Source organism: Pseudescherichia sp., assembly GCF_031998825.1.
In the GTDB taxonomy this organism is placed as follows: domain Bacteria; phylum Pseudomonadota; class Gammaproteobacteria; order Enterobacterales; family Enterobacteriaceae; genus Pseudescherichia.
Window position 1 is genome coordinate 34,466 of the sequence record NZ_DAMACX010000014.1, and the last position, 19,367, is coordinate 53,832.

19 protein-coding genes are annotated in these 19,367 nt (G+C 58.1%); 16 read left to right on the plus strand and 3 right to left on the minus strand.

The features are described 5' to 3' along the window. The 5 genes from ftsE to livJ all read left to right on the plus strand — a co-directional run bounded on the left by ftsE (position 1) and on the right by livJ (position 5,549). Positions 1–669, plus strand: coding sequence for a cell division ATP-binding protein FtsE (gene ftsE / locus RTP97_RS08920; RefSeq protein ID WP_312211840.1), 669 nt, complete (start codon positions 1–3; stop codon positions 667–669). Next, positions 662–1,717 carry a permease-like cell division protein FtsX gene (gene ftsX, locus RTP97_RS08925; protein WP_312412777.1) on the plus strand — a complete coding sequence of 352 codons (1,056 nt, stop codon included), beginning with the start codon at positions 662–664 and terminating at the stop codon, positions 1,715–1,717. Before ftsE ends, ftsX begins: the two co-directional genes overlap by 8 nt. A gap of 277 nt (positions 1,718–1,994) precedes the next feature. After that, the gene (gene rpoH / locus RTP97_RS08930) at positions 1,995–2,849 is read left to right on the plus strand and encodes an RNA polymerase sigma factor RpoH (protein WP_103820369.1); all 855 of its coding nucleotides are present in this window, start codon (positions 1,995–1,997) and stop codon (positions 2,847–2,849) included. Positions 2,850–2,986: 137 nt separating this feature from the next. Then, positions 2,987–4,252 carry a 4-aminobutyrate--2-oxoglutarate transaminase gene (locus RTP97_RS08935; protein WP_312412780.1) on the plus strand — a complete coding sequence of 422 codons (1,266 nt, stop codon included), beginning with the start codon at positions 2,987–2,989 and terminating at the stop codon, positions 4,250–4,252. A 196-nt stretch (positions 4,253–4,448) separates the two neighbouring features. After that, positions 4,449–5,549: a branched chain amino acid ABC transporter substrate-binding protein LivJ gene (gene livJ / locus RTP97_RS08940; RefSeq protein WP_312412781.1), complete on the plus strand. Its 1,101-nt coding sequence runs from the start codon at positions 4,449–4,451 to the stop codon at positions 5,547–5,549. A 102-nt stretch (positions 5,550–5,651) separates the two neighbouring features. Here livJ and panM read toward each other — a convergent pair whose 3' ends face one another. After that, entirely contained in the window at positions 5,652–6,038 is a 387-nt protein-coding gene (panM, locus tag RTP97_RS08945; RefSeq protein ID WP_312412783.1) for an aspartate 1-decarboxylase autocleavage activator PanM, read from the minus strand. 428 nt (positions 6,039–6,466) lie between these two features. On the opposite strand from panM, the gene livK reads away from it, so the two are divergent. From livK to ugpQ, 10 genes are all read left to right on the plus strand, one after another. Then, on the plus strand, positions 6,467–7,576 hold the full coding sequence (livK, locus tag RTP97_RS08950; protein ID WP_312412785.1) for a high-affinity branched-chain amino acid ABC transporter substrate-binding protein LivK: 1,110 nt from the start codon (positions 6,467–6,469) through the stop codon (positions 7,574–7,576). A 45-nt stretch (positions 7,577–7,621) separates the two neighbouring features. After that, positions 7,622–8,548 (plus strand): high-affinity branched-chain amino acid ABC transporter permease LivH, encoded by a 927-nt coding sequence (gene livH, locus RTP97_RS08955; RefSeq protein WP_312211847.1) that lies wholly within the window; start codon positions 7,622–7,624, stop codon positions 8,546–8,548. Beyond that, positions 8,545–9,822: a high-affinity branched-chain amino acid ABC transporter permease LivM gene (locus RTP97_RS08960; RefSeq protein ID WP_312412786.1), complete on the plus strand. Its 1,278-nt coding sequence runs from the start codon at positions 8,545–8,547 to the stop codon at positions 9,820–9,822. Before livH ends, RTP97_RS08960 begins: the two co-directional genes overlap by 4 nt. After that, positions 9,819–10,586, plus strand: a complete 768-nt coding sequence (gene livG, locus RTP97_RS08965) for a high-affinity branched-chain amino acid ABC transporter ATP-binding protein LivG (protein ID WP_312412788.1) — start codon at positions 9,819–9,821, stop codon at positions 10,584–10,586. Before RTP97_RS08960 ends, livG begins: the two co-directional genes overlap by 4 nt. 17 nt (positions 10,587–10,603) lie before the next feature. Then, the gene (livF, locus tag RTP97_RS08970) at positions 10,604–11,317 is read left to right on the plus strand and encodes a high-affinity branched-chain amino acid ABC transporter ATP-binding protein LivF (RefSeq protein ID WP_312211850.1); all 714 of its coding nucleotides are present in this window, start codon (positions 10,604–10,606) and stop codon (positions 11,315–11,317) included. Between the two features lie 163 nt (positions 11,318–11,480). Beyond that, complete coding sequence (gene ugpB / locus RTP97_RS08975; RefSeq protein ID WP_042393197.1) at positions 11,481–12,797, plus strand: sn-glycerol-3-phosphate ABC transporter substrate-binding protein UgpB; 1,317 nt, start codon at positions 11,481–11,483, stop codon at positions 12,795–12,797. Between the two features lie 69 nt (positions 12,798–12,866). Continuing rightward, entirely contained in the window at positions 12,867–13,754 is an 888-nt protein-coding gene (gene ugpA, locus RTP97_RS08980) for a sn-glycerol-3-phosphate ABC transporter permease UgpA (RefSeq protein WP_312211851.1), read from the plus strand. Beyond that, a complete protein-coding gene (gene ugpE, locus RTP97_RS08985; RefSeq protein ID WP_312228043.1) occupies positions 13,751–14,596 on the plus strand; it encodes a sn-glycerol-3-phosphate ABC transporter permease UgpE in 846 nt (281 codons plus the stop codon). Before ugpA ends, ugpE begins: the two co-directional genes overlap by 4 nt. 7 nt (positions 14,597–14,603) lie before the next feature. Further along, the gene (locus RTP97_RS08990) at positions 14,604–15,677 is read left to right on the plus strand and encodes a sn-glycerol-3-phosphate import ATP-binding protein UgpC (protein WP_312412789.1); all 1,074 of its coding nucleotides are present in this window, start codon (positions 14,604–14,606) and stop codon (positions 15,675–15,677) included. Next, positions 15,674–16,414 carry a glycerophosphodiester phosphodiesterase gene (gene ugpQ, locus RTP97_RS08995; RefSeq protein WP_312412791.1) on the plus strand — a complete coding sequence of 247 codons (741 nt, stop codon included), beginning with the start codon at positions 15,674–15,676 and terminating at the stop codon, positions 16,412–16,414. Before RTP97_RS08990 ends, ugpQ begins: the two co-directional genes overlap by 4 nt. Here ugpQ and RTP97_RS09000 read toward each other — a convergent pair. Then, positions 16,411–16,848: a DUF2756 family protein gene (locus tag RTP97_RS09000; protein ID WP_312412794.1), complete on the minus strand. Its 438-nt coding sequence runs from the start codon at positions 16,846–16,848 to the stop codon at positions 16,411–16,413. The genes ugpQ and RTP97_RS09000 overlap by 4 nt on opposite strands. A gap of 122 nt (positions 16,849–16,970) precedes the next feature. On the opposite strand from RTP97_RS09000, the gene ggt reads away from it, so the two are divergent. Next, positions 16,971–18,719: a gamma-glutamyltransferase gene (gene ggt / locus RTP97_RS09005; RefSeq protein WP_312412797.1), complete on the plus strand. Its 1,749-nt coding sequence runs from the start codon at positions 16,971–16,973 to the stop codon at positions 18,717–18,719. A 38-nt stretch (positions 18,720–18,757) separates the two neighbouring features. On the opposite strand, the gene yhhY is transcribed toward ggt, so the two are convergent. After that, positions 18,758–19,246, minus strand: a complete 489-nt coding sequence (yhhY, locus tag RTP97_RS09010; RefSeq protein ID WP_312412799.1) for an N-acetyltransferase — start codon at positions 19,244–19,246, stop codon at positions 18,758–18,760. Positions 19,247–19,367 lie beyond the last annotated feature (121 nt).

Sequence of the window (19,367 nt, forward strand, 5' to 3'; positions counted from 1 at the left end):
ATGATTCGCTTTGAACACGTCAGCAAGGCCTATCTCGGTGGGAGACAAGCGCTGCAGGGGGTGACCTTTCACCTGCAGCAGGGCGAGATGGCATTTCTGACCGGCCACTCTGGCGCAGGGAAAAGTACGCTGCTCAAGCTAATCTGTGGTATTGAGCGGCCAAGCGCCGGGAAAATCTTCTTTGGCGGCCATGATATTAGCCGCCTGAAGAATCGCGAAGTGCCGTTTCTGCGTCGGCAGATCGGCATGATTTTCCAGGATCACCATCTGTTGATGGACCGTACGGTTTACGACAACGTGGCTATCCCACTGATTATTGCCGGGGCCAGCGGGGATGATATTCGTCGCCGTGTCTCTGCGGCGCTGGATAAGGTCGGGCTGCTGGACAAAGCGAAAAATTTTCCGATTCAACTCTCCGGCGGTGAGCAGCAGCGCGTGGGTATCGCCCGCGCCGTGGTCAACAAGCCGGCGGTGCTGCTGGCGGATGAACCGACCGGTAACCTTGATGAGGCACTTTCGGAAGGCATTCTGCGCCTGTTCGAGGAGTTTAACCGCGTCGGGGTCACCGTTCTGATGGCGACGCACGACATCGGACTGATTTCCCGTCGTTCATATCGGACGTTGAGCCTGAGCGACGGCCATTTGCATGGAGGCCTGACGGGTGAATAAACGCGACGCAGTAAATCAAATCCGCCAGTTTGGCGGCAGGTTCGATCGCTTCCGCAAGCCTGGCGCAGGCGCGGGCGGCAATCGTCCCCCATCCGGACGCAGCAAGACGCCGCCTAAGCCCGGCTCGCGGAAGAGTAACGTCTTCAATGAGCAGATGCGCTACGCGTTTAGCGGCGCGCTTCAGGATCTCAAGAGCAAGCCGCTGGCGACCTTCCTGACGGTGATGGTGATTGCTATCTCCCTCACGCTGCCCAGCGTCTGTTACATGGTCTATAAGAACGTCAACCAGGCGGCGACCCAGTACTATCCGTCGCCGCAGATCACCGTCTACCTTGATAAGGCGCTGGATGATAACGCCGCGCAGCAGGTGGTGGGCCAGCTACAGTCGGAGCAGGGGGTAGAGAAGGTCAACTATCTCTCCCGCGAGGATGCCCTTGGTGAGTTCCGTAACTGGTCCGGGTTTGGCGGCGCACTGGATATGCTCGAAGAGAACCCGCTGCCTGCCGTAGCGGTGGTAGTGCCCAAGCTTGATTTCCAGAGCACCGAGTCGCTGAATACGCTGCGGGATCGTATTACCCGTATCAACGGTATCGACGAAGTGCGCATGGACGACAGCTGGTTTGCCCGCCTGACGGCGCTGACCGGGCTGGTCGGCCGTGTGTCGGCAATGATCGGCGTTCTGATGGTAGCCGCCGTGTTCCTGGTGATCGGCAACAGCGTGCGTTTGAGCATCTTCTCCCGCCGCGACACGATCAACGTGCAGAAGCTGATTGGCGCGACCGACGGCTTCATTCTGCGCCCGTTCCTCTATGGCGGAGCACTGTTGGGCTTTAGCGGGGCGCTGATGTCGCTGATCCTCTCCGAGGTGCTGGTGATGCGGCTTTCCGCTGCCGTGACCGACGTAGCGAAGGTGTTTGGTACCCAGTTTAACCTCGACGGTCTGTCGTTTGATGAGTGCCTGTTGCTGCTGCTGGTCTGCTCGATGATCGGCTGGCTGGCCGCCTGGCTGGCGACGGTACAACATTTACGTCACTTTACGCCTGACTAAGCGATTTTTTGATATACTCTTTCCCTGCACTTGATGTCTTGCAGGGAAAGAGTCCCTGTTATCTCTTCTCCCCTGCGTCTGTTTTTATCAATGAAGTGTCACAATTTGTGCGTAATCTATTCACAAGATGGCATTGAACTTGTGGATAAAATCACTGTCTGATAAAAATGTGGATGATATTCTCGTTGCTCACAATCACTGGCATGTTTGTTGCCTGTTCCTGAAAAGAGAGAAGGGACAAACCGCCGCCAGTAAGAAGTCTATTGAGAGGATTTGAATGACCAAAGAAATGCAAACTTTAGCTTTAGCCCCTGTTGGTAACCTGGAGTCTTACATCCGGGCCGCTAACGCTTGGCCGATGTTAACGGCTGATGAAGAGCGGGCGCTGGCTGAAAAGCTGCATTACCAGGGCGATCTGGAAGCAGCTAAAACGCTGATCCTGTCTCACCTGCGCTTTGTTGTTCATATTGCTCGTAACTACTCGGGCTATGGCCTGCCGCAGGCGGACCTGATCCAGGAAGGTAACATCGGTCTGATGAAGGCCGTGCGCCGCTTCAATCCAGAAGTGGGCGTGCGTCTGGTCTCGTTCGCGGTGCACTGGATCAAAGCCGAAATCCATGAATACGTGCTGCGTAACTGGCGTATCGTGAAGGTCGCCACCACGAAAGCGCAGCGTAAACTGTTCTTTAACCTGCGTAAAACCAAGCAGCGTCTGGGCTGGTTCAACCAGGACGAAGTCGAAATGGTGGCACGCGAGCTGGGCGTCTCCAGTAAAGACGTGCGCGAGATGGAGTCTCGTATGGCGGCGCAGGACATGACCTTCGATATGTCCTCCGACGACGAGTCCGATAGCCAGCCGATGGCACCGGTGCTCTATCTGCAGGATAAGTCGTCTAACTTTGCCGACGGCATTGAAGACGATAACTGGGAAGAGCAGGCGGCAAACCGCCTAACCGATGCGATGCAGGGTCTTGACGAGCGTAGCCAGGCGATCATTCGCGCCCGCTGGCTGGACGAAGACAACAAGTCCACGCTGCAGGAGCTGGCTGACCAGTACGGCGTCTCTGCCGAACGCGTGCGTCAGCTGGAAAAGAACGCGATGAAAAAACTGCGCGCGGCAATCGAAGCGTAACCTCCGCGAAGTCACCTGCTAAACCCCTGGATGAGAGTCCGGGGGTTTTGTTTTTTTAGCGTCCGCTCTGGCGAATTTTTAGCCCCTGGCAAACACTTACAGATGCGCTACGCATGGGTATTTCTCAGGGGGACAGGGTGAAAAATAACGAACTAAACAAACGCCGCTTGCAGGCGACGCCGCGCGGCATCGGCGTCATGTGTAACTTCTTCGCCGACAGAGCGGAGAACGCCACGCTGTGGGATATAGAGGGCAACGAGGTGATCGACTTCGCCGCCGGGATCGCGGTGCTGAATACCGGTCATCGCCACCCGAAGGTTGTGGCGGCGGTGGAGAAACAGCTCCACGCTTTTACCCATACGGCCTATCAGGTGGTGCCCTACGAGAGCTACGTGACGCTGGCGGAGAAGATCAACGCCCGCGTACCGATCGAGGGGCCAGCAAAAACTGCCTTCTTCTCTACCGGTGCGGAAGCGGTAGAGAACGCCATTAAAATCGCCCGCGCCTATACCAAACGCCCTGGCGTCATCGCCTTCGGCGGTGGCTTTCATGGCCGCACCTCGATGACGATGGCTCTCACCGGTAAAGTCGCCCCCTACAAAATTGGCTTTGGCCCTTTCCCCGGTTCGATCTTTCATGCTCAGTATCCGAATGCGGTACATGACGTCTCAACCCAGGATGCGCTGAAGAGCCTGGAGCGCATCTTTAAAGCCGATATCGCCCCGGACCAGGTGGCGGCTATCCTGCTGGAGCCAGTGCAGGGGGAGGGCGGCTTTGTCATCGCGCCCGACGACTTTATGCAGGGCGTGCGTAAGCTCTGCGACCAGCACGGCATTCTGCTCATCGCTGATGAGGTTCAGAGCGGCTATGCCCGCACCGGCAAACTCTTTGCGATGGAGCACTACAGCGTCAAGCCGGATCTGATCACCATGGCGAAAAGTCTCGCGGGCGGCCTGCCCCTGTCGGCGGTCTCCGGTCGTGCCGAGGTGATGGATGCCCCCGCGCCGGGTGGCTTGGGCGGTACCTACGCCGGTAACCCGCTGGCGATCGCCTCCGCGCTGGCGGTGCTGGAGGTCATTGAAGAAGAGCAGCTTTGCGAGCGCTCCCGCATGCTGGGGGAAACGCTGGTGGCGGAGCTGAACAAGGCGAAGGCCGCCTGCCCGTATATTGCCGACGTGCGTGCCCTGGGTTCGATGGTCGCCGTGGAGTTTAGCGATCCGCAGAGCGGTGAGCCGTCGCCAGCCTTTACCCAGAAGGTGCAGGCCCACGCGCTGGAGGCGGGCCTGCTGCTGCTCAGCTGCGGCGTCTACGGCAACGTCATTCGCTTCCTCTATCCGCTTACCATTCCCGACGCGCAGTTCCGCCGTGCGCTGGATATCCTCTCCCGCTCGCTGGCGCAGTAATCCCCCGCCCGGTGGCATACGACTGCCGGGCATACGCTATTAACATTTCAAAATATCTATTCCCAAAAGATAAAAATGGGGTATGTTTTAGCAGAGTGTGCTGAAAAGGCGCGCACAGCAGACGCATATATGAAATAAAGCGCCATAAAACAACATCACAAAAAACGTTACAACCAGAACAATGGGGAATCTCAGGATGAAAATGAAGGGTAAAGCGTTACTGGCAGGATGTATTGCGTTGGCATTCAGCACCATGGCACAGGCAGACATTAAAGTGGCCGTGGTGGGCGCGATGTCCGGTCCGGTTGCGCAGTACGGCGATCAGGAGTTTACCGGCGCGGAACAAGCCGTTGCAGACATTAATGCGAAAGGCGGGATCAAAGGCGAAAAACTGCAAATTGTAAAATACGATGACGCCTGTGACCCGAAACAGGCCGTTGCGGTGGCGAACAAAGTGATTAACGATGGCATCAAATATGTTATCGGTCACCTCTGCTCCTCCTCCACGCAGCCGGCTTCTGATATCTATGAAGACGAAGGCATTTTGATGATCACCCCGGCGGCAACCGCTCCGGAGCTGACCGCGCGTGGTTATAAACTGGTGCTGCGCACCACCGGTCTCGACTCCGATCAGGGCCCGACCGCCGCGAAATACATTCTGGAAAAGGTGAAACCGCAGCGTATCGCCATCGTTCACGATAAACAGCAGTATGGTGAGGGCCTGGCCCGCGCCGTGCAGGATAACCTGAAGAAAGGCAACGCCAACGTGGTGTTCTTTGACGGTATCACCGCCGGTGAGAAAGACTTCTCCACGCTGGTGGCGCGTCTGAAGAAAGAGAACATCGACTTCGTCTACTACGGCGGCTACCACCCGGAGATGGGCCAGATCCTGCGTCAGGCCCGTGCTGCCGGCCTGAAAACCCAGTTTATGGGCCCAGAAGGGGTAGCGAACGTATCGCTCTCTAACATCGCTGGCGAATCCGCTGAAGGCATGCTGGTGACCAAGCCGAAGAACTACGATCAGGTTCCGGCTAACAAACCGATTGTGGATGCGATCAAGGCGAAGAAACAGGATCCGAGCGGCGCGTTCGTGTGGACCACCTATGCCGCGCTGCAATCGCTGCAGGCTGGCCTGAATCAGTCCGACGAACCGGCGGAAATCGCCACCTGGCTGAAAGCCAACTCCGTGGAAACCGTAATGGGTCCGCTGACATGGGATGAGAAGGGCGACCTGAAAGGCTTCGAGTTCGGCGTGTTTACCTGGCATGCGAACGGCACCGCCACGGATGCCAAATAGTTGATGTATACGCCGGGCGGCGGCTAACGCCTTGCCCGGCCTACGTCACTTAAACCATGTAGGCCCGGTAAGCGCAAGCGCCACCGGGCTTTTTTATGGCTGCTACAGCCGCTTTTCCCAGCCGTCCTGCTGCGGGCGAAAGCCCAGCGCCTGGGTAAAGGCTGCCATGATGCTGCGGTCCTCGACGCCGACGTCTGCTATCCACCAGCGGGTCACCTGCGGATTGCGCGCCATCGCCTCTTCAATCAGGTACTGCCCCACGCCACGACGGCGCGTTACGTCCCGTACGCGCAGAGAATCCAGCGCCCCCTCGCTGCCGCTAAGGGTCACGCGCACTGCCGCCAGCAGTCGCTCATTAAAGCGGGCGGCGTAGATCTGGTGCGTATCGTCAACGTTTAACGACGATGCGGAGTACTCCGGCCAAATTTTAGCTAAATCAATGCGATCCTGGTCGCTAAACGTGTCTAAACGGATAATAGTCAGTTTCATTCACTGCGGGTCCAAATCTCAAAAGATGGCAGCAGTGTACTCAATTTCATTAGCCAGACGCTTTCACTTTTTAATCACGTGGATCAGGTGAATACTTTTAGCGCAGCCGCTGAAGCAGTTTTAAACATCAGGGATCGAAAAACAGGCAGTTTTTTTATCTAATGAGTAGTGATTTATTCCGCTCTTTGTCCCATTATTTTATGCTGATGGGCGCGCTTTTTTTTGTTTATCTCTGCATAAATACAGAATATTATCTCTGCTTAATAGCCTGAAAAATAGAGTATTTACTCAGGTTTTACGGTAAAAACTGCGCTAAACCATTAAGCATGCTGGTAAAAATAGCGTTGTTTAATAAAAGTACAGAATGCTTTTTAACCATAATAAAACAAAATATATACACATCACGACGGTAATGGGGATTTCAGGTTATGAGAAGGAACGCGAAGACGTTGATCGCGGGCGCGATTGCACTGGCGGTGTCATATAGCGCGTCGGCTGCCGATATTAAAGTTGCCGTAGTGGGTGCAATGTCCGGGCCGGTCGCTCAGTGGGGAGACATGGAGTTCAACGGTGCACGCCAGGCTATCAAAGATATCAACGCCAAAGGCGGCATTAAGGGCGACAAGCTGGTTGCCGTGGAGTATGACGACGCCTGCGATCCAAAACAGGCCGTGGCGGTAGCGAATAAAATCGTTAATGACGGTATTCAATATGTGATCGGCCACCTCTGCTCATCATCAACCCAGCCCGCGTCGGATATTTATGAAGACGAAGGCATTCTGATGATCTCTCCAGGCGCAACTAACCCGGAGCTGACCGCACGCGGCTACAAAACCATTATGCGCACCGCCGGGCTGGACTCGTCGCAGGGGCCAACCGCAGCGAAATACATTCTTGAGAAGGTGAAACCGCAGCGTATCGCCATCATTCATGACAAACAGCAGTACGGCGAAGGTCTGGCCCGCTCCGTGCAGGATGGCCTGAAAAAGGGCAACGCGAACGTTGTCTTCTTCGACGGTATCACCGCTGGTGAGAAAGACTTCTCGGCGCTGATCTCCCGACTGCAGAAAGAGAATATCGACTTCGTCTACTACGGCGGCTACTACCCGGAGATGGGGCAGATGCTGCGCCAGGCGCGAGCCAACGGCCTGAAGACCCAGTTTATGGGGCCGGAAGGGGTAGGCAATGCGTCACTCTCCAATATCGCGGGTAGTGCAGGCGAGGGGATGCTGGTCACGATGCCAAAACGCTATGACCAGGATCCGGCTAACGGCGCTATCGTAGAGGCGCTTAAGGCGGAAAAGAAAGATCCTTTAGGCCCTTACGTCTGGATCACCTACGCCGCTGTGCAGTCGCTGGCGACGGCGCTTGAGCGGTCCGGCAGCGCCGATCCGCTGGCACTCGCCACAGATTTAAAATCTCACGGGGCAAATACCGTGATTGGGCCGCTGAACTGGGATGAAAAAGGCGATCTGAAGGGATTTGAGTTCGGTGTCTTTGAATGGCATGCCGATGGTTCGTCTTCGGTAGCTAAGTAAATCTCAATCGCCCGCTCAGCCGGGCGAGTTTAGAAAGGTTACGTTATGTCCGAGCAGTTTCTCTACTTCCTGCAGCAGATGTTTAACGGCGTGACGCTGGGAAGCACCTATGCGCTCATCGCCATCGGTTACACCATGGTCTACGGCATTATCGGCATGATCAACTTCGCCCACGGCGAGGTCTACATGATCGGCAGCTATGTCTCCTTTATGATTATTGCCGCCCTGATGATGATGGGCATCGACAGCAGCTGGCTGCTGGTCGCTGCCGGATTCGTTGGCGCGATTGTTATCGCCAGCGCCTACGGCTGGAGTATCGAACGGGTGGCCTATCGCCCGGTGCGTAAATCCAAGCGCCTGATCGCGCTGATCTCCGCCATCGGGATGTCCATCTTCCTGCAAAACTACGTCAGCCTGACCGAAGGCTCGCGTGACGTGGCTCTGCCGAGTCTCTTCAACGGCCAGTGGACTATCGGCAGCAGCGAGAATTTCGCCGCCTCGATCACCACCATGCAGCTGGTGATCTGGATTGTCACCTTCGTTGCCATGCTGGCGCTGACTCTGTTCATCCGCTACTCCCGCATGGGCCGCGCCTGCCGCGCCTGCGCGGAAGATCTGAAGATGGCCAGCCTGCTGGGGATCAACACCGACCGCGTCATTGCGCTCACCTTTGTGATTGGTGCGGCGATGGCCGCCGTGGCGGGCGTTCTGCTCGGCCAGTTCTACGGCGTAATCAACCCCTACATCGGCTTTATGGCGGGGATGAAGGCCTTTACCGCCGCGGTGCTGGGCGGGATCGGCAGTATTCCCGGCGCGATGATTGGCGGCCTGATCCTCGGCGTGGCCGAATCGCTCTCCTCCGCGTATCTGAGTACCGAATATAAAGATGTGGTGTCGTTTGCGCTGCTGATCCTGGTGCTGTTGGTGATGCCAACCGGTATCCTGGGCCGCCCGGAGGTTGAAAAAGTATGAAACCGATGCATTTTGCGATGGCGCTGCTCTCCGCTGCGCTCTTCTTTGTGCTGGCCGGCGTCTTTATGGGCGTCCAGCTCAGCCTCGACGGCACCAGGCTGGTGGTCGGCAGCGCGGCAGATATCCGCTGGCAGTGGGTCTTAATCGGCACCGCGGTAGTCTTTCTCTTCCAGCTCCTGCGTCCCATGATGCAGAAAGGGCTGAAGAACGTCTCCGGGCCGAAGTTCATCCTGCCCGCCATTGACGGTTCGACGGTCAAACAGAAGCTGTTCCTCGTGGCTCTGCTGGTCGCCGCCGTGGCGTGGCCGTTTGTGGTTTCCCGCGGCACGGTGGATATTGCCACCCTGACCATGATCTACATTATCCTCGGTCTCGGGCTGAACGTGGTGGTGGGTCTGTCCGGCCTGCTGGTGCTGGGCTACGGCGGTTTCTACGCCATCGGTGCCTACACCTTTGCGCTGCTGAACCACTACTACGGTCTTGGCTTCTGGACCTGCCTGCCGCTGGCGGGGCTGGTCTCGGCCGCGGCGGGATTCCTGCTGGGCTTCCCGGTGCTGCGCCTGCGCGGTGACTATCTGGCGATCGTGACCCTCGGCTTCGGTGAGATCGTGCGTATTCTGCTGCTCAACAACACCGAGGTGACCGGCGGCCCGAACGGCATTAGCCAGATCCCGAAACCCACGCTGTTTGGCCTTGAGTTTAGCCGTACCGCCCGCGAAGGCGGCTGGGATACCTTCAGCAACTTCTTCGGCGTGAAATACGATCCCAGCGACCGCGTGGTCTTCCTCTACCTGGTGGCGCTGCTGCTGGTAGTATTTACCCTGTTCGTGATTAACCGCCTGCTGCGCATGCCGCTGGGCCGCGCGTGGGAAGCGCTGCGTGAGGATGAGATCGCCTGCCGCTCGCTGGGCCTCAATCCGACCCGCATCAAGCTGACCGCCTTTACCATCAGCGCCGGGTTTGCGGGCTTTGCCGGTACGCTGTTTGCCGCTCGTCAGGGCTTCGTTAGCCCGGAATCCTTTACCTTTGCCGAGTCCGCCTTTGTACTGGCGATTGTGGTACTGGGTGGGATGGGCTCGCAGTTCGCGGTTATTCTCGCGGCGATCCTGCTGGTGGTCTCCCGTGAGCTGATGCGTGATTTCAATGAGTACAGCATGTTAATGCTGGGTGGTTTGATGGTACTGATGATGATTTGGCGTCCTGAAGGCTTGCTGCCGATGACCCGTCCGCAGTTGAAACTGAAAAACGGGCAAGTGAAAGGAGAGCAGGCATGAGTGAGCCATTACTGTCCGTTAACGGCCTGATGATGCGCTTCGGCGGGCTGCTGGCGGTAAACAACGTCGCGCTGGAGCTGCGTCCGCAGGAGATTGTCTCCCTGATTGGGCCGAACGGCGCGGGGAAAACCACGGTGTTCAACTGCCTGACCGGCTTCTATAAGCCCACCGGCGGCACCATCATGCTGCGTGACCAGCACCTGGAAGGGCTGCCGGGGCAGCAGATCGCCCGCATGGGCGTGGTGCGTACGTTCCAGCATGTGCGTCTGTTCCGTGAGATGACGGTGATAGAGAACCTGCTGGTCGCTCAGCATCAGCAGCTTAAGACTGGCCTCTTCTCCGGCCTGCTGAAGACTCCCGCTTTCCGCCGCGCCCAGAGCGAGGCCCTGGATCGCGCCGCGACATGGCTGGACCGCATCGGCCTGCTGGCCCACGCTAACCGTCAGGCCAGCAACCTGGCCTATGGCGACCAGCGCCGTCTGGAGATCGCCCGCTGCATGGTGACCCAGCCGGAGATCCTGATGCTGGACGAACCGGCGGCCGGGCTGAACCCGAAAGAGACCAAAGAGCTGGACGAGCTGATCGTTGAGCTACGTAACCATCACAACACCACCATCCTGCTGATTGAGCACGATATGAAGCTGGTGATGGGTATCTCCGACCGTATCTACGTGGTAAACCAGGGTACGCCGCTGGCAAACGGCACGCCGGAGCAGATTCGTAACAACCCGGACGTGATCCGCGCCTATTTAGGTGAAGCATAATGGTGGTGACGCGTAACATGGAAAACGTGATGTTATCTTTTGACCAGGTCAGCGCCCACTACGGCAAAATCCAGGCGCTGCACGACGTTAGCCTGCATATCAACCAGGGCGAAATCGTCACCCTGATCGGTGCCAACGGCGCGGGTAAAACCACCCTGCTCGGCACCCTGTGCGGCGATCCGCGCGCCAGCAGCGGGCGTATTGTCTTTGACGGTAAGGATATTACCGACTGGCAGACCGCTAAGATCATGCGCGAGGCGGTGGCGATTGTGCCGGAAGGGCGGCGCGTCTTCTCCCGCATGACGGTAGAGGAGAACCTGGCGATGGGCGGCTTCTTTGCCGATCGCGACCAGTTCCATACCCGCATCAAGTGGGTCTACGAGCTGTTCCCGCGCCTGCACGAGCGTCGCATCCAGCGGGCTGGAACCATGTCCGGCGGTGAGCAGCAGATGCTAGCCATTGGCCGGGCGCTGATGAGCCAGCCGCGTCTGCTGCTGCTCGATGAGCCGTCTCTCGGTCTTGCGCCGATCATCATCCAGCAGATCTTTGACACCATCGAACAGCTGCGTAAAGAGGGGATGACCATCTTCCTCGTAGAGCAGAACGCCAACCAGGCGCTGAAGCTCGCCGATCGCGGCTACGTGCTGGAGAACGGTCGCGTGGTGCTGTCCGATACCGGTGACGCACTGTTGGCTAACGAAGCGGTGCGCAGCGCCTATTTAGGCGGTTGATTCGTCTCCTACGCCCGGCGGCGCTCTGCTTGCCGGGCCTACATATTCCTGTCATCTTTCTGTAAACAAACGGTTATTTTTCTGTCATTTGAGCGTGTCATGTTACTTCGCGAGCACGAAAAGCGTGATATCGCGCATCCGGCACAACAAGAGAGATAACCGAATGACATCGTTACGACATACAGCTTTAGGATTAGCGTTAGGTCTGGCGTTTGCAGGTCAGGCTATGGCAGTGACCACCATTCCGTTCTGGCATTCGATGGAAGGGCAACTGGGCAAAGAAGTAGACTCCCTGGCGCAGCGTTTCAATGACACCCATCCGGATTACAAAATTGTGCCGGTCTACAAAGGCAACTACGAGCAGAGCCTGAGCGCCGGGATTGCCGCCTTCCGTACCGGTAACGCCCCTGCCATTTTGCAGGTCTATGAAGTCGGCACCGCGACCATGATGGCCTCGAAAGCCATTAAGCCGGTGTATGAAGTGTTCAGCGATGCGGGCATCAAGTTTGACGAGTCGCAGTTTGTGCCGACCGTCTCCGGCTACTACACTGATGCGAAATCAGGCCATCTGCTCTCCCAGCCGTTTAACAGCTCCACCCCGGTGCTCTACTACAACAAAGACGCCTTCAAAAAAGCGGGCTTAGATCCAGAGCAACCGCCGAAAACCTGGCAGGACCTCGCCGCCTACACCGCGAAGCTGAAAGCAGCCGGTATGAAGTGCGGCTACGCCAGCGGCTGGCAGGGCTGGATCCAGATCGAAAACTTCAGCGCCTGGCACGGTCTGCCGGTCGCTACCAAAAACAACGGCTTTGACGGCACCGACGCCGTGCTGGAGTTCAACAAGCCGGAGCAGGTCAAGCACATCGCGATGCTTGCCGACCTCAACAAGAAGGGCGACTTTAGCTACTTCGGGCGCAAGGACGAGTCTACCGAGAAGTTCTATAACGGCGACTGCGCGATCACTACCGCTTCCTCCGGTTCGCTGGCGGATATCCGTCAGTACGCCAAGTTTAACTACGGCGTAGGCATGATGCCGTACGACGCCGACGTGAAAGGCGCGCCGCAGAACGCCATCATCGGCGGAGCCAGCCTGTGGGTCATGCAGGGCAAAGATAAGCCGACCTACACCGGCGTCGCCCAATTCCTTGAGTTCCTGGCGAAACCGGAAAACGCTGCCGAGTGGCATCAGAAGACCGGCTACCTGCCGATCACCACTGCCGCTTACGATCTGACCCGCGAGCAGGGCTTCTACGACAAGAACCCAGGCGCGGATATCGCGACCCGCCAGATGCTGAACAAGCCGCCGTTGCCGTTCACTAAGGGGCTGCGCCTCGGCAACATGCCGCAGATCCGCACCATCGTGGATGAAGAGCTGGAGTCGGTCTGGACCGGCAAGAAAACCCCACAGCAGGCGCTGGACAGCGCGGTAGAGCGTGGTAACCAGCTGCTGCGCCGCTTCGAGCAGTCCACCAAATCGTAAAAGTTGCCGCAATCCGTAGGCCGGGTAAGCGTAGCGCCACCCGGCGTTTTCTCAGGAATAAAACGCCCTATGTCATCATCCCGTCCGGTATTTCGCTCGCGCTGGCTTCCCTATGCGCTGGTCGCGCCGCAGCTGATTATTACCGTTATCTTTTTTATCTGGCCCGCGGGTGAAGCGCTGTGGTACTCGGTGCAGAGCGTTGATCCGTTCGGTCTCTCCAGCCAGTTTGTCGGGCTGGACAACTTTATGGCGCTGCTGCATGACAGCTACTATCTGGACTCCTTCTGGACGACGATAAAGTTCAGCGCGCTGGTAACCTTCTCTGGCCTGCTGGCCTCGCTCTTTTTTGCTGCGCTGGTGGACTACGTGGTGCGCGGCAGCCGCTTCTATCAGACGCTGATGCTGCTGCCTTACGCCGTAGCCCCTGCTATTGCCGCCGTGCTGTGGATTTTCCTCTTCAACCCAGGGCGCGGGCTGATTACCCACGCTCTGGAGCAGATTGGCTATAGCTGGAACCACGCCCAGAATAGCGGCCAGGCGATGTTTTTAGTGGTCTTCGCCTCGGTATGGAAGCAGATCAGCTACAACTTCCTCTTCTTCTTCGCCGCGCTGCAGTCGATTCCCCGCTCGCTGGTGGAGGCCGCCGCCATTGACGGCGCCGGGCCGGTGCGTCGCTTCTTCCAGCTCTCACTACCGCTGATCGCCCCCGTTAGCTTCTTCCTGCTGGTGGTTAACCTGGTGTATGCCTTCTTCGACACCTTCCCGGTGATCGACGCCGCCACCGCCGGTGGGCCGGTGCAGGCCACCACCACGCTGATCTACAAAATCTATCGGGAAGGCTTTGCCGGGCTGGATCTCTCTGCCTCTGCCGCCCAGTCGGTGGTGCTCATGCTGCTGGTGATTATCCTGACGGTGGTCCAGTTCCGCTACGTCGAGAGTAAGGTGCGCTATCAATGATTGAAAACCGACGCGGGCTGACGATCTTCAGCCATGTGATGCTGATCCTCGGCATCACCGCCATTCTTTTCCCGCTCTACGTCGCCTTTGTGGCGGCCACGCTGGACAACCGGGCGGTGTTTGAGACGCCGATGACCCTGATCCCCGGTAGCCACCTGCTGGATAACATGAAGACCATCTGGCTACAGGGCGTGGGAGCCAACAGCGCGCCGTTCTGGCTGATGCTGCTCAACAGCTTCATCATGGCTTTCAGCATTACGGTAGGGAAAATTGCGGTATCGATGCTCTCCGCCTTCGCCATCGTCTGGTTCCGCTTCCCGCTGCGCAATCTCTTCTTCTGGATGATCTTTATCACCCTGATGCTGCCGGTAGAAGTCCGTATCTTCCCGACGGTCGAGGTGATCGCCAACCTGAAGATGCTCGACAGCTACACCGGCCTGACGCTACCCCTGATGGCCTCGGCCACCGCGACCTTCCTGTTTCGCCAGTTCTTTATGACCCTGCCGGACGAGCTGATCGAGGCTGCGCGCATTGATGGCGCGTCGCCGATGCGCTTTTTCCGCGACATCGTGCTGCCGCTCTCGAAAACCAACCTTGCGGCGCTGTTTGTCATCACCTTTATCTACGGCTGGAACCAGTACCTGTGGCCGCTGCTGATCGTCAGCGACGTCAACCTGGGCACCGCCGTGGCGGGGATCAAAGGGATGATTGCTACCGGGGAGGGCACCACCCAGTGGAACCAGGTGATGGCGGCAATGCTGCTGACCCTGATTCCCCCCGTCGTTATCGTATTAGCCATGCAGCGTGCGTTCGTGCGTGGTTTAGTTGACAGTGAGAAATAAAAAAAACATGGCTGGATTAAAACTACAGGCAGTAAGCAAAAGCTGGGACGGCGGCAAGACTCAGGTGATCCAACCCCTGACCCTGGACGTGTCAGACGGTGAATTTATTGTGATGGTCGGCCCCTCCGGCTGTGGCAAATCGACCCTGCTGCGAATGGTGGCCGGGCTTGAGCGGGTCACCAGCGGTGACGTCTGGATCGATCGCCGGCGGGTGACCGAGATGGAGCCGAAAGAGCGCGGCATCGCCATGGTGTTCCAGAACTATGCTCTCTATCCGCATATGAGCGTGGAGGAGAACATGGCGTGGGGACTGAAAATTCGTGGTATGAGCAAGGCGCACATCGCCGAGCGGGTCAAAGAGGCGGCGCGCATTCTGGAGCTGGATAACCTGCTGAAGCGTCGTCCGCGCGAACTCTCCGGCGGACAGCGTCAGCGCGTGGCGATGGGCCGGGCGATCGTCCGCGATCCCGCCGTTTTCCTCTTTGATGAGCCGCTCTCCAACCTCGACGCCAAGCTGCGCGTCCAGATGCGCCTCGAGCTACAGCAGCTGCACCGCCGCCTGAAGACCACGTCGCTCTACGTCACCCACGATCAGGTGGAGGCGATGACCCTGGCGCAGCGGGTGATGGTGATGAACAAGGGCGTGGCGGAGCAGATCGGCACGCCGGTTGAGGTCTATGAGAAGCCCGCCAGCCGCTTCGTCGCGAGCTTTATCGGCAGCCCGGCGATGAACCTGCTGGAGGGACGCATCAGCATCTCTGGGGATCACTTTGAGCTGGAGAGCGGTATGGCTCTGCCCATTAACTGGTTCTACCGCGGCTACGCCGGGCGCAAAATGACGTTGGGTATCCGCCCGGAGCATATTACGCTAAGCTCACAGTCCGCAGGCGGCATCCCGTTGGTGATGGATACCCTGGAGATGCTGGGGGCGGATAACCTGGCCCATGGTCGCTGGGGTGAGCAGAAGCTGGTGGTGCGGTTGCCGCATCACGATCGCCCGGCCCCGGGCAGCACGCTGTGGCTGAACATGCCCGAGAGCCACCTGCACCTTTTTGACGGTGAAACAGGACAACGAATATGAGTCACTGGCCTTATCCCGCAGTCGTCGCCCATCGCGGCGGCGGCAAGCTGGCCCCGGAGAATACCCTGGCGGGCATCGATACCGGCGCGCGCCTCGGTCACACCATGATCGAGTTTGACGTCAAGCTCTCTCGCGACGGGGAGATCTTCCTGCTGCATGACGATAACCTGGAGCGCACCAGCAACGGCTGGGGCGTGGCGGGGGATTTGGCGTGGAGCGATCTGCTGAAGGTGGATGCGGGAAGCTGGTTTAGCGGCGAGTTCAAGGGCGAGCCGCTGCCGCTGCTCTCACAGGTGGCGGATCGCTGCCGCCAGCACGGCATGATGGCCAACATTGAGATCAAGCCCACCACTGGAACCGGGACGTTGACGGGCAAAACGGTGGCGCTGGCAGCGCGCGATCTCTGGCAGGGCATGACCCCGCCGCTGCTCTCGTCATTTGAGATTGATGCCCTGGAGGCGGCCCAGCAGGCGGTGCCGGAGCTGCCACGCGGTCTGCTACTGGACGCGTGGCGCAACGACTGGCGCGAGCTGACGGAGCGACTCGGCTGCGTCTCGCTGCACCTCAACCACACGCTGCTGGATGAGCAGCGAACGGCGGAGATCAAAGCGTCTGGACTGCATATCCTGGTCTATACCGTTAACCAGCCCCGGCGGGCGGCGGAGCTGCTGCGCTGGGGCGTGGACTGCATCTGTACCGATCGCATCGACACTATTGGCCCGGACTTTCAGCCTTAAGGACTCATCGTCTTCAGAGGGATGTTGGGCTGCGGCGTGCCGGACGGGTGCAGCATGCTGCCGCTTGTATTGGGCAACATCTGCTCGCGGCTATTATCCCGCATACCCTGCTGTGACTCGAGCATGTACTGGGCGTTATTGTTGATCTGCGAATCCAGCATGCGCTGGGAGTTATTATTGATCTGCGAGTCCAGCATGCGCTGGGAGTTGTTATTGATCTGCGACTCCAGGTGCTGCTGCTGCATGCGCGTTTGAGTCTGAAGCTGCTGATTCAGCATGCCTTTCTGCTGGCTTTGCTGGTTCAGCATTTGAGTCTGCATCCGCTGCTGGCTGGGGATTTGATACCCCGGCTGGTTCGGGTTATTGATGGTATTAATCGGCTGCGCGAAAACGCTAAGCGGCAGCAACATCGCCAGAGATAAGAGGTATTTCATCGTTATTTCCTCCTGTAGGTGGATTATTTAAGTTTACTTGCTTAGCGCTAAGACTGTGCGTTTTTTAGCGTTGTGAACCAGGATTAAGCAGCAATATCAGCCATTTTTCCTGGAGAATAATGATGAGTAAGCCTAAGTTTGCGCGCTGGGCCGCTATTGCGGCGCTGGTCGCCGGAAGCTGTTTTGGTGTGGCCGCCGCGCCGCAGCCGGAAGCGCCCCCTGTCTCCTACGGCGTTGAAGCCGATACCTTCCACCCGGTGCGCGAGCAGCAGGGGATGGTGGCGTCAGTGGATGCCGCCGCGACCCGCGTGGGTGTTGATATTTTGAAGCAGGGGGGTAATGCGGTAGATGCCGCCGTGGCAGTGGGCTATGCGCTGGCGGTGACCCATCCGCAGGCCGGGAACCTCGGCGGCGGCGGGTTTATGCTGCTACGAACCAAAGACGGCAACACCACCGCCATCGACTTCCGCGAGATGGCACCCGCCCAGGCCAGCCGGGATATGTTCCTCGACGACCAGGGCAATCCCGACAGTAAAAAATCCCTGACCTCCCATCTGGCGACCGGTACCCCCGGCACGGTGGCGGGCTTCTCATTGGCGTTGGAGAAGTACGGCACGCTGCCGCTTAACAAAGTGGTACAGCCCGCTATTAAGCTGGCCCGGCAGGGCTTTACGGTTAACGATGCGCTGGCGGAGGATCTAAAAACCTACGGCAGCGAAGTGCTACCCAATCATGACAACAGCAAAGCGATCTTCTGGAAAAACGGTGAGCCGCTGAAGAAGGGCGACAAGCTGGTACAGGCTAATCTGGCGAAGAGTCTGGAGATGATTGCCGAGCTGGGGCCGGATGCGTTCTACAAGGGGGCCATTGCCGATCAGATTGCCCAGGAGATGAGCAAGAACGGGGGGCTGATTACCAAAGAGGATCTGGCGGCCTATCGGGCGGTAGAGCGTACGCCCATCAGCGGCGACTACCGTGGCTACCAGGTCTTTTCCATGCCGCCGCCCTCGTCAGGCGGGATCCACATCGTGCAGATCCTCAATATTCTCGAAAACTTCGATCTGGCGAAATATGGCTTTGGCAGCGCGGACGCGATGCAGGTGATGGCCGAGGCGGAGAAGTACGCCTACGCCGACCGCTCGGAGTACCTTGGCGATCCGGACTTTGTCAAAGTGCCGTGGCAGGCGTTGACCAGTAAAGAGTATGCCAAATCCATTGCTCAGCAGATCGACATCAACAAGGCGAAGCCGTCGAGCCAGATCCGCCCCGGCAAGCTGGAGCCTTATGAGAGTAATCAGACCACCCACTTCTCGGTGGTGGATAAAGAGGGTAATGCGGTGGCGGTGACCTACACGCTGAACACCACCTTTGGCTCAGGGATCGTGGCGGGTAACACCGGTATTCTGCTTAACAACGAGATGGACGACTTCTCGGCCAAGCCGGGCGTGCCAAACGTCTATGGGCTGGTAGGCGGTGATGCCAACGCCGTCGGGCCAAACAAGCGCCCGCTTTCATCGATGTCGCCAACCATCGTCGCTAAAGACGGTAAAACCTGGCTGGTAACCGGCAGTCCGGGCGGCAGCCGTATTATCACGACCGTGCTGCAAATGGTCGTCAACAGCATCGATTTTAAGATGAACGTTGCCGAAGCGACCAACGCACCGCGCTTCCACCACCAGTGGTTGCCGGACGAGCTGCGCGTGGAGAAGGGCTTTAGCCCGGATACGCTGAAAATGCTGGAGCAGAAGGGGCAGAAAGTGGCGCTGAAGGAGGCGATGGGCAGCACCCAGAGCATTATGGTGGGCGAGGATGGGGCGCTGTACGGTGCGTCGGATCCGCGCTCGGTGGATGATTTAACCGCAGGGTATTGATCTGTTTGCCCGGTGGCGCAGCGCCACCGGGCAGTTGCTTATTTCATCCGTGCCATAAAGTAGGAGTCCACCAGCTCGCCGTTGCGCAGAGCGTACTTCCTGGCAGTGCCCTCAATCTCAAAGCCATGCTTGCGGTAGAGCGCGATAGCGGCTTCGTTGTCAGCGTATACCGACAGTTCAATCCGCTCGATGCGCAGCCAGTTCTCGCAAACATCAATCATCGCCTTCATCAGGGCGCTGGCGACGCCCCGCTGGCGAAAGGCGGGCGAAACGGCAAGGCCAAACTGTGCCGCGTGGCTGCGGCGCGGATTCTGCTCCACGCTGATGCCGATATGCCCGGCCACTTCCCCATCAAGGGTGGCGACTAGCATGCGACGTCCGGGCTGGGGCTTAACCCGCTCCTGCCAAAGCTCTTGTGAAGGGTAGGGTAGCTGTAGTAGATGGTGATACATCTCCGGCTGCGCTGACATCAGGCGTAATGGCTCGGCATCGCTGGCTTCGACGTGGCGTATCACTATCTCACTCATTTTCCTCTATCCTCAGTTAGTTAACTCTCCTCTCCAACATCAGGGAATTTAAAATTTCCGTCAACTGCCATTTTTTGCAAAAAGTATTGGACAAGTGCGAATGATAATGATTATTATTGCG